The sequence below is a fragment of the Kitasatospora sp. NPDC056181 genome (genome assembly GCF_042266225.1).
Lineage (GTDB): Bacteria > Actinomycetota > Actinomycetes > Streptomycetales > Streptomycetaceae > Kitasatospora.
The window spans coordinates 20,440-35,144 of record NZ_JBHJUK010000031.1 but is presented as its reverse complement, the minus strand read 5'-3'; the positions used below and the strand labels follow the sequence as shown (position 1 = coordinate 35,144).

Annotated in this window: 15 protein-coding genes; 10 read left to right on the top strand and 5 right to left on the bottom strand. The window is 74.8% G+C overall.

Annotated features, from left to right (window positions below):
- The first annotated feature begins 199 nt into the window (after positions 1-199).
- On the top strand, positions 200-1,294 hold the full coding sequence (locus tag ACFC1F_RS14870) for a WD40/YVTN/BNR-like repeat-containing protein (RefSeq protein ID WP_376158435.1): 1,095 nt from the start codon (positions 200-202) through the stop codon (positions 1,292-1,294).
- Between the two features lie 120 nt (positions 1,295-1,414).
- On the opposite strand, the gene ACFC1F_RS14865 is transcribed toward ACFC1F_RS14870, so the two are convergent.
- Positions 1,415-2,554 carry an epoxide hydrolase family protein gene (locus tag ACFC1F_RS14865; protein WP_376158433.1) on the bottom strand — a complete coding sequence of 380 codons (1,140 nt, stop codon included), beginning with the start codon at positions 2,552-2,554 and terminating at the stop codon, positions 1,415-1,417.
- 519 nt (positions 2,555-3,073) lie between these two features.
- Here ACFC1F_RS14865 and ACFC1F_RS14860 point away from each other — a divergent pair.
- Entirely contained in the window at positions 3,074-3,904 is an 831-nt protein-coding gene (locus tag ACFC1F_RS14860) for a GNAT family N-acetyltransferase (protein WP_376158431.1), read from the top strand.
- 29 nt (positions 3,905-3,933) lie between these two features.
- Here the strand turns inward: ACFC1F_RS14860 and ACFC1F_RS14855 are convergent, their stop codons facing one another.
- The gene (locus tag ACFC1F_RS14855) at positions 3,934-4,821 is read right to left on the bottom strand and encodes an EamA family transporter (protein ID WP_376158429.1); all 888 of its coding nucleotides are present in this window, start codon (positions 4,819-4,821) and stop codon (positions 3,934-3,936) included.
- 54 nt (positions 4,822-4,875) lie between these two features.
- Between ACFC1F_RS14855 and ACFC1F_RS14850 the strand changes: the two genes are divergently transcribed.
- The 3 genes from ACFC1F_RS14850 to ACFC1F_RS14840 all read left to right on the top strand — a co-directional run bounded on the left by ACFC1F_RS14850 (position 4,876) and on the right by ACFC1F_RS14840 (position 7,873).
- Entirely contained in the window at positions 4,876-5,739 is an 864-nt protein-coding gene (locus ACFC1F_RS14850) for a MurR/RpiR family transcriptional regulator (RefSeq protein WP_376158427.1), read from the top strand.
- 75 nt (positions 5,740-5,814) lie between these two features.
- A complete protein-coding gene (locus ACFC1F_RS14845) occupies positions 5,815-6,846 on the top strand; it encodes a LacI family DNA-binding transcriptional regulator (protein WP_376158425.1) in 1,032 nt (343 codons plus the stop codon).
- Between the two features lie 169 nt (positions 6,847-7,015).
- Complete coding sequence (locus tag ACFC1F_RS14840) at positions 7,016-7,873, top strand: SDR family oxidoreductase (RefSeq protein WP_376158423.1); 858 nt, start codon at positions 7,016-7,018, stop codon at positions 7,871-7,873.
- A 130-nt stretch (positions 7,874-8,003) separates the two neighbouring features.
- Here ACFC1F_RS14840 and ACFC1F_RS14835 read toward each other — a convergent pair whose 3' ends face one another.
- On the bottom strand, positions 8,004-8,903 hold the full coding sequence (locus tag ACFC1F_RS14835) for a LysR family transcriptional regulator (protein WP_376158421.1): 900 nt from the start codon (positions 8,901-8,903) through the stop codon (positions 8,004-8,006).
- 97 nt (positions 8,904-9,000) lie between these two features.
- Here ACFC1F_RS14835 and ACFC1F_RS14830 point away from each other — a divergent pair, with 97 nt between their 5' ends.
- The gene (locus tag ACFC1F_RS14830) at positions 9,001-10,398 is read left to right on the top strand and encodes an MFS transporter (RefSeq protein WP_376158419.1); all 1,398 of its coding nucleotides are present in this window, start codon (positions 9,001-9,003) and stop codon (positions 10,396-10,398) included.
- A 122-nt stretch (positions 10,399-10,520) separates the two neighbouring features.
- On the opposite strand, the gene ACFC1F_RS14825 is transcribed toward ACFC1F_RS14830, so the two are convergent.
- On the bottom strand, positions 10,521-11,168 hold the full coding sequence (locus tag ACFC1F_RS14825) for a LysE family translocator (protein ID WP_374106103.1): 648 nt from the start codon (positions 11,166-11,168) through the stop codon (positions 10,521-10,523).
- Between the two features lie 127 nt (positions 11,169-11,295).
- On the opposite strand from ACFC1F_RS14825, the gene ACFC1F_RS14820 reads away from it, so the two are divergent.
- Both ACFC1F_RS14820 and ACFC1F_RS14815 read left to right on the top strand, forming a co-directional pair.
- The gene (locus ACFC1F_RS14820; RefSeq protein WP_376158417.1) at positions 11,296-11,742 is read left to right on the top strand and encodes an SRPBCC domain-containing protein; all 447 of its coding nucleotides are present in this window, start codon (positions 11,296-11,298) and stop codon (positions 11,740-11,742) included.
- A 53-nt stretch (positions 11,743-11,795) separates the two neighbouring features.
- Entirely contained in the window at positions 11,796-12,194 is a 399-nt protein-coding gene (locus ACFC1F_RS14815) for an ArsR/SmtB family transcription factor (protein WP_376158496.1), read from the top strand.
- Positions 12,195-12,207: 13 nt separating this feature from the next.
- Here the strand turns inward: ACFC1F_RS14815 and ACFC1F_RS14810 are convergent, their stop codons facing one another.
- Positions 12,208-12,729, bottom strand: coding sequence for a CGNR zinc finger domain-containing protein (locus ACFC1F_RS14810; RefSeq protein WP_376158415.1), 522 nt, complete (start codon positions 12,727-12,729; stop codon positions 12,208-12,210).
- A 26-nt stretch (positions 12,730-12,755) separates the two neighbouring features.
- Here ACFC1F_RS14810 and ACFC1F_RS14805 point away from each other — a divergent pair, with 26 nt between their 5' ends.
- Both ACFC1F_RS14805 and ACFC1F_RS14800 read left to right on the top strand, forming a co-directional pair.
- Complete coding sequence (locus ACFC1F_RS14805) at positions 12,756-13,253, top strand: GNAT family N-acetyltransferase (protein WP_376158413.1); 498 nt, start codon at positions 12,756-12,758, stop codon at positions 13,251-13,253.
- Positions 13,250-14,638 carry an MFS transporter gene (locus ACFC1F_RS14800; RefSeq protein ID WP_376158411.1) on the top strand — a complete coding sequence of 463 codons (1,389 nt, stop codon included), beginning with the start codon at positions 13,250-13,252 and terminating at the stop codon, positions 14,636-14,638. Before ACFC1F_RS14805 ends, ACFC1F_RS14800 begins: the two co-directional genes overlap by 4 nt.
- Positions 14,639-14,705 lie beyond the last annotated feature (67 nt).

Here is a 14,705-nt window from a genome sequence, read left to right as displayed (position 1 = left end):
GCCTCGGGCGGGGTCGGCGCGGCGAGGAACGTACAGGCGTGTGCAGGCGTGTGCAGGCGCACAACCGCGCGCACACGCCCGCATCCGCGCGTACCGGCGCGTACCGGCGCGGCGAGATGTGGCCCCGGGTGGACGGCGGGACACTGGCCGATGGAGGGATGTCCCGGGGGGCCGTTTCACCGACCAGGTGGTGTGTGGCATGACCGAGGTGCTGTTGGCCGTCGGAACCGAGAAGGGCCTCTTTCTCGGCCGCAGTCGCGACCGGCTGAACTGGGAGTTCAGCGGGCCGCACTTCCCGATGAACGCGATCTATTCCGTCTCGATCGACCGCCGGGCGGACCGGGTCCGGTTGCTGGCCGGTGCCGACAGCAGCCACTGGGGCCCATCGGTCTGGCGCTCGGACGACCTCGGCGCGAGCTGGTTCGAACCGCCCAAGCCCGCCATCCGCTTCCCCGAGCACACCGGCGCCTCGCTCACCCGGGTCTGGCAGCTCCAGCCCGCCGGTGACGAGGCACCCGGAGTCGTCTACGCCGGAACCGAACCGGCCGCGCTGTTCCGCTCCGAGGACGGCGGCGAGACCTTCGCCCTGGTCGAGTCGCTCTGGGCCCATCCGCAGCGCACCGAGTGGGGCGCCGGCTACGGCGGCCAGGGCCTGCACACCATCCTCACCGACCCGCGCGACGCCGAACGGCTGCTGGTCGCCGTCTCCAGCGGGGGCGTCTACCGCAGCAAGGACGGCGGCGGCACCTGGGAGCCGTCCAACACCGGCCTGCGCGCCGAGTTCCTCCCCGAGGAGAACCAGTACCCCGAGTTCGGCCAGTGCGTGCACAAGATCGCCCGGGACGCCGTCAACCCCGACCGCCTCTACCTGCAGAACCACGGCGGCGTCTACCGCAGTGACGACACGGGCCTCAGCTGGCAGTTCGTCACCGACGGCCTGCCCGCCGACTTCGGTTTCGCCGTCGCCGCCCACCCGCGGCGGGCCGACACCGCCTACCTCTTCCCCCTCGGCGGCGCCGGCGACCGCATCCCGCCGGACCGCCGCTGCCGTGTCTTCCGCACCGACGACGGCGGCGGCAACTGGCACCCGCTCAGCAAGGGCCTCCCCGGCGAGGACCACTACGGTGTCGTGCTCCGCGACGCGCTCCGCACCGATGACGCCGACCCGGCCGGCATCTACTTCGGCAACCGCAACGGCGACGTCTACGGCAGCCCCGACGAGGGCGAGAGCTGGTCCCTGCTGATCTCCCACCTGCCGGACGTGCTCTGTGTCCGGGCGGCGGTGGTCGGCTGAGGCCGGGCGCTCCCCGGATCGGCTCCGCCGCCGGACTCGGCCGGCCGTGCCCTGCGCAGCCCTGCTCGACTCTGCTCGGCCCGGCCCTGCTCTGCCCTGCCCTGCCCGGCCGGGGCGTCATCAGCGGAGGGGGCGGAAGAAGGCCCGGATGTCGGTGACGAGGAGGTCGGGGGCCTGGAGAGAGGCGAAGTGGCCGCCGGTGTCGAACTCGGACCAGTGGGTGATGGTGTTGGACAACTCGGCCAGGCCGCGGATCGCCCGGTCACCGAGGAAGCGGGCCACGCCGGTGGGGACGCCGGACGGTGCCGGGCGGCCCCAGCCGTCGGCGGCGATCTCGCGGTAGAGGCGGGCGGCGGAGGCGGCGGTCCCGGTGAGCCAGAAGGCCGTGACGTTGGTCAGCACCGCGTCCCGGGAGGGCAGCGACTGGCGGGTCGCGGTCGGGTCGTGGTCGACGAACCATTCGAGGTTCCAGGCGAGTTGGCCCACCGGGGAGTCGTTGAGGGCGTAGCCGACGGTCTGCGGACGGGTCGCCATCTGGGTGGCGTATCCGGAGTGGGCGTACCACCAGCGCCGGTTCTCCGCCGCCCGCTCGCGCTCGGCCGCCGTGAGCAGGTCGAGTTCGGCCGGGTCGACCGGGGACGACGCGTTCGGCGGCGCGTTGAGGTGCACGCCGAGCACCTCGTCCGGGGCGACACGGCCCAGTTCGGGCGAGACGATGGCGCCGAAGTCACCTCCCTGGGCCCCGTAGTGCCGGTAGCCGAGGCGGTTCATCAGCTCGGCCCAGGCCCGGGCGATCCGCCGGGTGCCCCAGCCGGTCTCCCGGGTCGGCCCCGAGTACGCGAAGCCGGGCAGCGAGGGCGCCACGACGTGGAACGCGTCCGCCGGATCGCCCCCGTGGGCCCGGGGGTCGGTGAGCGGACCGATGATCCGCTCGAAGTCGTGCACGGTGCTCGGCCAGCCGTGGGTGAGGATCAGCGGGATCGCGCCCGGCTCCGGGGACCGGACGTGCAGGAAGTGCAGGTGCTGCCCGTCGACGACGGTGGTGAACTGCGGCAGCTCGTTCAGCCGCGCCTCGTGCACACGCCAGTCGTAGCCCTCCGCCCAGTACGCGGCGAGCTCCCGCAGGTACGGCAGCGCGACCCCGTACTCCCAGCCCACACCCGGCAGTTCGTCGGGCCAGCGGGTGCGGGCAAGACGGAGCCGGAGGTCGTCCAGCTCGACCTGCGGGAAGTCGATGCGGAAAGGGGTGATCTTCTCCATGCGGCCGAGGCTAGGGAGCATGTAGGTCAGCGGGTGGCCGACATCGCGCCACACGGTTCGGCGGACGCAGGACGGCAGGACACCGGTCGGCGGGGCACGGTTCGGCGAGGCGCAGGGCGGTGGGATGCAGGGCGGTGGGGTGCAGCGCGGGTGCAGCGCGGCAACGCGCCGTTTGGTGGGGCGCAGGGCGGCGAGAAGGCAGGTCGGCGAGGGGGCGGGCCGCGCGCCGAGGGGCCGGCATCCACCGCGGCGGCGGCGCCGACGCGCCGGGCGTCCGGTGGGGCGAGAGTCCGCCCGACACGCTGGACGCCGCCCCCGAGGCGCCCCGGCGCGCAACAGCCTCACCGTGCTGCTGCGCGAAGCCTTCGCCTCCGAGGTCCGCCGGAAGCCCGGGTGCGCCACCGCGGCTCCCGTTCGCGGCTTCGGCTTCCTCGACCTGCCCGGTGACGGCCCGGGCGGGTCATCCTGTTGATTCCGGTGATACCGGGACGGCCGCCCGTCGAGCATGGCGGGCGGACCGTGACCCTCGACGATCGGACGGACGGCGTGACGGAGAAGGAATCCGACTGGGAGTTCGGACGGGACATCGACGGCCTTCCTGTGGTGCGGTTCGTACGGGGTGAACGGGAGGGGCGGCCCTGGGCCGACCTGCTGACGGTGCCGACCCCGGGTGAGATCGGGGCCGAGATCCGGGTCGGGGCCGAGGTCGGGCGCGGCGTCGTCAGCGCCGCCGATCCGGTGGAGTTCGTGCTGTCGTCCATGTCCGGCTGGGTGGTCTCCGGTTCCGTCGAGTTCGGCGAGCAGCTGCTCCGCCGTGGCGCGACCGTGCTCCGGCACGGCCACACCATGTACCGGGACCTCGCCGGCGATCCCCCTTCCACCGGCTGGGCCGCGTGGGCGCGGACCCCGCTGCGGGACGGGCTCCGCGCGGTGCCGTGCGACCGTGACGCCGAGGAGGTGCTGCCCGCCTGCCTCGCCGCCTACGGCCCGGCGCATCCCGACCACCGGCCGGGCCGCGAGCAGGAGCTGCGACTCCTCCTCTCCGGCCGCCTCATCGGGCCGGTGCTTCCGGCCGCGACCCTGGCGGTCGACACCGACGACCGGGTCGTCGCCGGTGTCGTCCTGAACCACTTCGAGGGCGTGCCCTGGGTCGCGAACGTCTTCCGGCACCCCGGGCACAGCTACCCCGGCCTCGGTCGTGACCTGCTGCACCGCTCGCTGGCCGGCCTCGCTGCGGCCGGATCCGACCGGGTCGGCCTCGCGGTGTCCGAGGGCAACCCCGCCCGTCGCGTGTACGAGGCGCTCGGCTTCCGGCTGGACCACTCCTCGCTGTCGGTGATCGTCCCCTGAGCAGCGTCACCCGGAGAGGTGGCCCGGCGTCACGGGCGGGCGAGCTCCAGGACGACGATCCCGGCGAGGACGGTGGCACTGGCGGTCATCCGCAGCCGGCCGAGGCGCTCGCGGAAGACCACCGTGGCTATCACCGCCGCGATGACGATGCTCGTCTCCCGCAGGGCGGCGATGGTGGCGAGGTTCCCCCGGGACTGCGCCCAGACCACCAGTCCGTAGGCGGTCAGCGAGAGCACCCCGCCGACGATCCCGACCGGCACCACCGAGCCGCGGCACCCGGCCAGGAGACTCCGACCGCGCCGCATCCAGGCGATCAGGGCCAGGACCGGCCCCTGCAGCAGGAAGAGCCAGGCGACGTAGCCGCCGACCGTCCCGGCGTGCCGCACACCGCTGCCGTCCGACACCGTGTACGCGGCGATCATCACGCCGGTGCCGGCGGCCGCGCCGAGGGCGGGCAGCTGCGCCCGCCCGGGTATCCCCTTGGCAAAGGCGAGCCCGATCAGGCCGCAGGAGATCACCAGGACGCCGAGCAGCTCCCCGCCGCCGAGCCCCTGCCCGAGCACCGTCACCGAGAGCAGCGCCACCAGCAGCGGCGCCGAGCCGCGGGCGATCGGGTACATCTGCCCGAAGTCCCCGAGCTGGTAGGCGCGGAGGAGCAGGACCTGGGACGTCACCTGCATCGTCACCGAGGCCAGGAGCAACGGCCAGGACTCCGCGGCCGGCAGCGGGTTGAGCGCGACCAGGACCAGCGCACAGGCCGTGTAGGCGAGGTTGATCAGGGCGAAGCCGACCAGCTTGTCCTGGATCCGGTGGGCCAGCCCGTTCCAGACGGCGTGCAGGACCGCCGCGGCGAGTACGGCGACGGGCACGGACGCCGCCGCCCCGCCGCCCGGCAGCGCGAGCGCGGTTTCAGGCATGGCAAAGCTCCCCTCCAGCAGGTCTGGAACTGAATTCCAAGCTACACTAGATCTATGGAAGACCGTTCCGAATTTTCTCCCCTGGAATCCCAGCTGGCCGCCCACATCCGCGCGCACCTCGGCGAGCTGCGCGGCACCGAGGCCCGTGTCGCCCAGGTCGTCCTCGACCGGGGCGCCGATCTGGTCCACCTGAGCGTGAGCGACGTCGCCGAGCTGGCCGGCACCGCGTCCTCGTCCGTGGTCCGGGCCTGCCAGCGGCTCGGGTTCCGCGGCTACCAGGAGCTGAAGATCGCGGCCGTCCGCCAGGCCCCGGCCCCCGCGCCCTCCCCCGCCGACGAGCGGGACCCGGCCGCCCGGGCGCTCGCCGACACCGTCCGGGCCGCCCGCGAGGCGCTCGACGGGATGGCCACCACCCTCACGGCGGACGACCTGCGCGCGGCGGCCGAGGCCCTGGACGAGGCCCGCCACGTCCTGCTCGTCGGCGCCGGCCTCTCCGGCGCGGTCGCCCTGGACGCCGCCTACCGGCTGCGCGCCCTCGGCCTCCTGGTCGACGCCCCCGCCGACCTGCTCACCGCCCAGCTCGCCGCCGCCCAGCTTCCGCCCACCGCGGTCTGCCTGGCCGTCAGCCACACCGGCGCGACGCAGGCGGTGGTCGACATCGCCCGTCGCGCCGGCGACTCCGGCGCGACCGTGATCGCCCTCACCAGCTACGCCCGCTCCCCCCTCACCGAGGTGGCCACCCACACCCTCGTGGCCGGCGGCCAGGACCTCGTCTTCGGACTGGAGACCACCGCCAGCCGCATCGCCCATCTGACGGCGGTCGACGCACTGACGCTCACCCTGCTGGCGAGGAGGGGGGAGACGGCGAAGCGGGCGCTCGACCGCTCGGCGGACGTCACGGCGGACCAGCTGTACTGACCGTGGTCGGGACGGCCGCCGGGTGTCCCGGATCTCCGGCCGGACCTGTCACCGGTGGTGTGTAGGCTCGCGGGCATGGCGAGGGTGACGCGGGACGATGTGGCGAGGGCGGCGGGCACGTCTACCGCGGTTGTCAGTTATGTGATCAACGACGGCCCGCGACCGGTGGCGGCGGCGACCCGGGCGCGCGTCCTGGCGGCGGTCGAGGAGCTCGGCTACCGGCCGAACCGGGTCGCGCAGGCGATGGCCCGCCGGCGGACCAACCTGATCGGCATGGTCGTGCCGGACGCCCGGCAGCCCTTCTTCGCGGGGCTCGCCCACATGGTGGAGCAGGCGGCGGCGGAGCGCGGCCGGCTGCTGCTCATCGGGAACTCGGACTACGCGGACGAGCGCGAGGCCCACTACATCCGGGCGTTCCTCGGGATGCAGGTGGACGGCCTGATCCTGGTGACGCAGGACCCGTCCGTCCCCGGGGCCGCCGGGATCGAGGCCGCCGACGGCACGCCCGTCGTGCTGCTGCACCACCGGGCGGAGACCGCGAGCGGGGTCGCCGTCGTCGCGGACGACGAGGGCGGGGCGCAGGAGGCGGTGCGGCACCTGCTGGCGCACGGCCACACCGAGGTGCACTGCTTCGGCGGCACGTTCGCGCTCAGCCCGAACGACCCGGTGACCGCCCGGACCGCCGGGTGGGCCGCCGCCCTCGCCGAGGCCGGCCTCACGGCCGAGGGGCGCCTCACCGCCGCACCGTTCGACCGGGTCCGGGCGCACGCCGAAGCCCGCGCGCTGCTGAGCCGCCCCGACCGCCCGTCCGCCGTCTTCTGCGCGACGGACGACCAGGCGATCGGCCTGCTCAGGGCCGCCGACGACCTGGGCATCCGGGTCCCGGAGGACCTCGCGGTCGCCGCGTTCGACGACATCGCCGAGGCCGTCATCGCCGGACCACCGCTCACCACCGTGGCCGCCGCACAGGACGAGATGGCGCGCGCCGCCGTCGACCTGGTCCTGAAGGCCCAGGCGGACGACCAGCCCGCCCCGGCGGGCGCGCGGACGTTCCCCGCGCGCCTGGTGGTCCGCCGCTCCTGCGGCTGCCGGCCGGAGGGCGACTGACCCGGGGCAGCCTCCCCCGGGCCGGTGACCCGAGGGGGCGGGGCCACCGCAAAGGCGCTTCCCGCAAGGGCGGTTGCCGCAAAGTCAGTTGCCGCAGAGTCAGTTGCCACGATGCCAGGTGCCACGAATGCGGTTGCACCCCTGGGCAAGGTCCCCGACGATCCCGTCCATGACCGCCACCGACCACCCCCGCACCGCCGACCACCCCCGCGCCGCAGAGCGGAGCCTGCCCGCCGACCCCGCTGACGCCACCGACGCCGCTGACCCCGCCAACGCCGCGCGCCCGGTGGCGCTGGTGACCGGGGTCGGCCGCACGGTCGGCATCGGCGCGGGCATCGCGACCCGCCTGGCGGCGGCCGGCTGGGACATCGCCTTCACCTACTGGACGCCCTACGACCGGCGGATGGCCTGGGGTGCCGAGCCGGGTGCGGCCGAGGCCGTCGCCGCGTCCGTCGCCCGGCACGGGGGCACCAGCAGCGCCCACGAGGCCGACCTCGCCGACCCGGACGTCCCGGCCCGGCTCTTCGACGAGGTCGAACACCGGCACGGTACGGTCACCGCACTGGTGATGTGCCACTGCGAGTCGGTCGACTCCGGGCTGCTCGACACCACCGTCGAGAGCTTCGACCGGCACTTCGCGGTCAACGCGCGCGCCACCTGGCTCCTGGTCCGCGAGTTCGGCCTGCGCTTCGCCGGCGCGCCCGGGGCCGGCCGGATCGTCGCCCTGACCAGCGACCACACCGTCGGCAACCTCCCGTACGGCGCGAGCAAGGACGCGCTGGACCGGATCACGCTCGCCGCCGCGCACGAGCTCGCCGCCCTCGGAGTCACCGCCAACGTCGTCAACCCCGGCCCGGTGGACACCGGTTGGATGGACGACGAGGCCCGCGGGAAGGTGCTCCGCCGAACGCCGCTCGGCCGCCTCGGCACCCCGCAGGACACGGCGCACCTGGTCGAGTTCCTCTGTTCCCCGCAGGGCCAGTGGATCAACGGCCAGCTGCTGGCCAGCAACGGCGGGCTCACCTGAGCGGCCGCAGCCGCCCACCGGCCCGCCGACCCACCGCAGCCACCGGCCCGCCGCGACCCGCGACCCGCGACCCGCGGCCGGACCGTCACGAGCCTCCCGGGCTCCCGGGCTCGCGCCCCACAGCTCTCCCCTACAGCTCGCCCGACGGCACGGCCGCCACCGCCGCGTACAGGATGTCGCGCAGACCGGGGAGCGCCTCCTGGTCCTCCCGCCAGACCAGCCGGAGGCTGAGGTCCGGGAGCGGGAGGTCGAGGGGGACGAGGGCGCCGGAGCGGAGGCCGTCGGCGACGGCGAACCGGGGCAGCAGGGTGATGCCGAGACCGTGCTCGGCCCAGGCCCGCATGACCGGGACGCCGCCGGCCCGGACGCGCTTGGGGCCGGGGCCGAGGATCCGGTCACCGGCCATCCAGAAGGAGCACTCGGGGACGTTGACCAGGAGCCGTTCGCCGTGGAGGTCCGCGGAGGTCAGCCCCGTACGGGCGGCGAGGCGGTGGCCGGGCGCGGCGACCAGGGTGAGCGGGACGGGGTCGAGGTCAAGGAAGGCGAGCGGCCCGGCCGGGGCGGGGAAGCCGAGTCCGCCGAGGTCGCTGCCGGAGTCCAGCAGCAGGGCCGCTTCGAGCCGGCCCTCCGTCACGTCGGCGAGCAGGCCGTCGCGGGCGCGGTCGGAGTGCACCTCGACGTCGATGTCGGGCCGGCGTTCGGCGAGCCGGGCGAGGACCTGCGGCACGTGGGAGCCGGCGATGGTCTCCAGCGCGCCGAGCCGCAACAGCCGCCGCTCGCCGCGGACTTCGCGGACCGCCTGCTCGGCCTGGGCCAGCAGCGAACGCGCCCAGGGCCGGAGGCGCCGCCCGGCGGCGGTGAGGCCCATCCCCTTGGGCCCGCGGACGAACAGGGCCTCTCCGAGCGCGACTTCGAGGGTCCGGATCTGCTGGGAGACGGACGAGGGGGCGAGGTCGAGTGCGACGGCGGCGTCGGTGACGGTGCGGTGACGGACGACGGCCTCGAAGGTCCTGAGTTGGCGTAGCTCCACGCCGTAGGGAGACAACGCCGGGCGTTCGGAAATTCCGAACGGGGCGTGCGCCCCGGACGGTGGAGCCCCCGGCCCGCCGGAGCGCAGAGTCACCGGCATGACCCTTCCGACCTCACCGGCCGACCCCGCGTCGGCCACCACCCCGCCCGGGCGGGGTACCACCACCCCGTCCGGGCGGCGACGCGCGCTGGCGGGCATCGCGCTCGGCTACTTCATGGTGCTGCTGGACATGACCGTGCTCTCGGTGGCCGAGCCCGATCTCGCCGCCTCGCTCGGCACCTCGGTGGCCGGGCTCCAGTGGGCGACCACCGGCTACACCGTGGTGTTCGCCGCGTTGCTGCTGTCGGCGGGCGCGGCGGCGGACCGGTACGGCGCCGAGCGGCTGTTCCGGGGCGGGATCGCCGTGTTCGCGCTCGCCTCCCTGCTCAGCGCGTTCGCGCCCGCGCTCTGGACGCTCGTCCTGCTGCGCGCCGTGCTGGGGGCCGCCGCGGCCGCGAGCGTGCCGGCCATGATGGTGATGATCGCCCGGCTCTACCCGGAGCCGGCGGCACGGGCGCGCGCGGTCTCGGCCTGGGCGGCGACCAGCGGCGCGGCCGTGGCGACCGGCCCGCTCGCGGGCGGCGCACTGGTCGAGTGGGCCGGCTGGCGGGCGGTCTTCCTGGTCAACGTGCCCGTCGGCACGGCCGTTCTGGCGCTGACCGCCGGCCGCGCGGTCGCCTGCCCGCGCGGCCGGCGCCGGATCGACTGGCCCGCCCAGCTGGCCGCCGCCGCGGCGCTGGCCCTGCTCACGGACGCGCTGATCGCCGCCGGCGCCCAGGCGTGGGCCCACGCGGCATGCTCGGCGGCCGGGTTCGGGGTGTCGGCGGTGGCACTCGGACGGCTGGAAGGGCGCAGCCAGGCACCGGTGCTGAACCGGGCCCTGCTCCGTTCCGCCCGGGTACGGGCGGGGCTGCTGGCCGGCGCGGCGGTGAACTTCGCACTGACCGGCGGCCTGTTCGTGCTGCCGCTGCTGCTCCAGGAGAGGTGGCACCTCGGCCCGTTGCAGACCGGCCTCGCCTTCCTGCCGCTGACCGTCCCGTTCGCCGTCAACCCGCCGTTCACGGGCCGGATCGTGGCGCGGGTCGGTACCCGGCCGCCGATCCTGGCGGGTCTCGCCCTGCTGACCGGCGGCGCCGCGGTGCTCGCCGGGACGGTCTTCGCCGGGGGCGGCTACGCCTGGCTGGCGGTGGGCCTGTTGATGACCGGCTTCGGGGTCTCGTACGTGCTGCCGGCCCTGGTCGCGGCCGTCATCGGTGTCGCCCCGGAGGGTACGGCCGGCGCGGTGGGCGGGCTGCTGAACGCCGTCCGGCAGGTCGGCGCGACGCTGGGAGTGGTGGTTATGGGCGCCGCCGTGACCGTGGACACGGGGTGGGCGCTGGCGGCGTCGGCGGTGGTGTGTGCGGTCGCCTGGCGCGCGTTCGCGCAGGCGGGTCGCGCTGGGGGCGCGAGGCCCTGACGGTGCGCCGACGCGCGCGGGCCGCCCGCAGAGGCACCGGCCCACGGACGGACGGGGGCCGGGAGGAGTCGGTCCTTCCGGCCGGGTCGCTCCCTCCGGCCGGGTCAGTCCCTCCGGCCGGGTCAGTCCTTCCGGCCCGTCACGGCGACGGTGACGCCGAGGCCGATCATGGTGAGCCCGCCGGCCCCGCCGACCAGGGCCAGCCGCTGCGGTGAACGGGCGAACCAGTCGCGCGTGGTGGCCGCGACCAGGCCCCACACGCTGTCGGAGACGACCGCGATCGCATTGAAGATCAGGCCGAGCAGCAGCATCTGGACCGCGACGTGCCCCCGCTCGCGGTCCACGAACTGGGGCAGAACGGCAGCGAAGAAGATCATGGTCTTGGGGTTGGCCACACCGACCGCGAACCCCTCCCACAGTGTGCGCAGGCCGCCGTGCGCAGGGCCCTCACCGGCGAACACGGCCTGGAACGAACCGCGTTGCCGCACCGCCTTGACGCCGAGGTACACCAGGTACGCGGCGCCGGCGAGCTTCAGTCCCGTGTAGACGAGCACCGAGCGCTCCACCACCGCCCCGACCCCGAAGGCCACGGCCACGACGAGTGCGTACGCTCCGAGCGTGTTCCCCACCACGGTGGTCAGGGCGGCCCGGCGACCCTGTGCGAGGGCCCGCCCGATCACGAACAGCACACTGGGACCGGGGATCACGATCAGCAGGAAGGACATGGCCGCGAATGCCAGAAGTCGGTCGGTCGACACCATGCGGCCCATGTAAGCACGGCGGCCGCCGCCGCCCCCAGTGCTTTACGGAGGTCGGCGTGCAACTCTTCGGTTGCACCACCCTCCCCAACGTGCAACCCTGGAGTTGCACCCGTTGGCAGCAACCAAGGAGCACAACATGAGCGACGACCGGATCGAGCGCGAGATCCTGATCGAGGCACCCGTGGAGCGGGTGTGGCCGCTGGTGGCCCAGCCCGGATTCTGGGTCGCCGAGGAGGCGAGCCTGGCCGGCACCACGGCCGAGGAGGGCGAGTCGACCGTCGTGACCAACCCCGAGTACGGCGAGTTCCCCGTGCGGGTGGAGAAGGTCGAACCGCCGACCTACCTGGCCTACCGCTGGGCCAGCGCCTTCCCCGGCGAGGAGCTGCGCGCGGACAACAGCACCCTCGTCGAGTTCACGCTCTCCCCGGAGGGCGACAACACGCGCCTGCGCGTCGTGGAGAGCGGGTTCGCGGCGCTGGCCGGCTCCGAGGAGCTGCGCAGCAAGGCCCTGAAGGACAACACCGGCGGCTGGCCGCAGGTGCTGGACGCCTTCAAGAAGCGCGTCGAACAGTCGTCGGTGTGACCGGCACGCACCCGGAGGGTTCAGAACAACAGCCGGGCGTTCCGGGTGAACCGGTGGACAGCGTGCTCGCCGCGCTGGCCGACCCGACCCGGCGCCTGCTGCTCGACCTGATCGCCGCCCACGGCGAGGCCAGTGCGACCACCCTCGCCGGGCAACTCCCCGTCTCGCGGCAGGCCGTGGTCAAGCACCTCGCCGTCCTGGACGCGGCCGGCCTGGTCACCGGCGGCCGGGTCGGCCGGGAGGTCCGGTACGCGGTACGGCCGGCCGCCCTTGACGCCACGGCACGCTGGATGGCGGCACTGGCCACCAACTGGGACCGCCGACTGGCCGCCGTCAAACGCCTCGCGGAAGCGGCGGAGCACGGGCCACGGGGGACACGAGAAGTACGAGAAGGACGGGAGGCAGGGGAGCCGAACCGGGAGGGAGGCACCGGCACCGGCACCGCTACCTGAGCAGGGTCCGCCGTCAGCGTGCGTGCCTCGCGCGGTGGCGGCGGACCGCGTCACGGTTGGCGCACCGCTGGGAGCAGTAACGCTGCCGCCCGGTGCGCGTGGCGTCGGCGAAGATCGTGGTGCACTCGGCGACCGCGCACCGGCCGAGGCGGTGCATGCCCCGCCCGACCAGGTGCAGTGCGGTGCCGACGGCGATCAGCGAGCAGAGCAGCCGGCCGAGCGGCTGCCGGTCGTCCCGGTAGTGCAGGTGCCAGCCGTCGCCGGAGTGGTCGGTCAGCCGCGGATGGTCCGCGGCGGCGGCCAGCATCCGGTTGAGCAGCTCGGCGCGCTCGCGCTCGTCGACGGCGTCGACCACCTTCTCCCAGGCGTCCAGCACGGCCGCCGCGCGCTCCAGGTCCTGCGGCGTGGCCGGGCCGTCCACCACGAGCCCGGCCGCGCGGCAGCGATCGGCGAGCTCCTCGGCGGTGGTGGGGCGCCGGTTGGCGAGGTCGGCGGCCAGCTTCACGGCGTCCTCGCCGTAAGGGTTGAGGTGCACAAGACCATGACAGCACGCTGGTGGGCATGAGTCACCCCGTCGCACACCGAACCCCTGTAAGGCCGGCCATCGAGAGCGATGTCGCCGAACTCGTACGCCTGCGGGCGTTGTTGTTCGAACACCTCGGCGGCGAGTACTTCAACCCCGCTTCGGCGGACGACAGTTGGCGGGCGGCAATGGCCGACGTCCTGAAGCGGCAGCTCGCAGCAGGCGCCATGCGGATCCTCGTCGTGGACGGCGAGGACGGTGACGGCCTCGCCGCCTGCGGCATCGGCTCGGTCGAACAGCGGCTCCCCGGTCCGCACCTGCGCAACGGCCGGGTCGGCCTGGTGATCGGCGTCGTCACCGCCCCCGCGTACCGGCGGCGCGGCCACAGCCGCGCGATCATGCACGGCCTGCTCGACTGGTTCCGCGAGCGCGACGTCGCCCGCGTCGACCTGTACGCCTCCCACGAGGGCGAACCGCTCTACCGCGCGCTCGGCTTCACGGACCATCCCGATCCGGCCCTGTACTGGCGCCCGTGACCGGCCGCAACCTGCCGGCGGCCGGCACTCCCGCCACCGCTCCCACCGCTCCCCCCGGTCCGGCCGCCGTTCCAGCCACCGGTCCGGCCCCGGCCCCGGCCCCCGCCGGTGCCTCGCCGCCCGCCGGCGGGTACCGGTGGGCCGTCCTCGGCATCGCCACCTTCACCCAGGCCGCGTCCTGCTTCTTCGTCCAGGGCATCGGAGCCATGGGCGTCCCGCTCCAGCGTGACCTGGACCTGAGCACCGCCCAGCTCGGACTCCTGCTCTCGGCGGCCCAGTTCGTCCCGTTGGCCGGCCTTCTGGTGGCCGGGGAGCTGCTGGACCGCTACAACGAGCGCTGGGTCGTCGGGATCGGCGCCTGCGTGGTCGCCGCCGCCCTCGCCGCGGGCAGCCTGGCGCAGGGCTTCGGCTCGCTGCTCCTCGTCCTGCTGGTCGTCGGCGCGGGTTACAGCACCGCGCAGCCCGGCGGGAGCAAGTCGGTGGCGTCCTGGTTCGCCCCGTCCCGGCGGGGCTTCGCGATGGGCGTCCGCCAGGCGGGCCTGCCGCTGGGCGGGGCGCTCGCCGCCGCCGTCCTGCCCCGCCTCGCCGACACGTACGGCCGGCGGGCGGCGTTCGCGGCCGGTGGGCTCGTAGCGCTGCTGGGAGCCGGGGTCTTCATGGGCTGCTACCGGCAACCGCCCGCCACGGACGCCCCGGGTACTCCCGGCGGTCGGGGCACTCCGGACACTCCGGGCACTCCGGCCGGGAAGGGTCCGCACGTCCCGCTCGCGGAGCAACTCGGCGACCGGGTGCGGATGCTGCGGGAACCGGCCATGGTGAACGTCGTGCTCTCCGGCATGAGCCTGATCTCGGTCCAGTGCGGCATCGGCGTCCTGACGGCGCTGTACCTCCACGACACGACGGCGCTCGGGCCCGGTCCGACAGCCGCCGTCCTCGTCGCGGTGCAGGGCGCGGGAGTGGCCGGGCGCATCTGCCTGGCCGCCTGGAGCGACCGTAGTCGCTCCGGTCGCTACACCCCCGTACTGGCGTGCATGGCCGCGGTGGTCGTGGGGCTCGTGGCGCTGCTGACGCCCCTCGGCCAGGCGCCGCTCGCGGCCTGCGTGTTGTTCACCTGGCTGGGGTTCTTCGGCATCGGCTGGTACGGCCCGTGGGTCGCCCACGTGGCCGAGTCGGCCCCACCGGGCAGAACGGGCTCCGCGCTCGGCCTGGTCATGGCGGTCACCCAGCTCGCCGTCATCCTCGCTCCGCCCGCCATCGGCCTGCTCAAGGACTCCGCCGACGGGTTCGCACCGGTCTGGGGAGTCCTGGCGGCGGCGACCGCACTGGCCCTGACGGTCGGCGTCCGCGGCGAACGCCGACGGCGGCGGACGGTTCCGACGACCTGAGGACGCGCCGACGGCCCGGAGGCGTCAACCTCCGGGCCGTCGGCCGGGCGTGCCCACACCCGCGTCC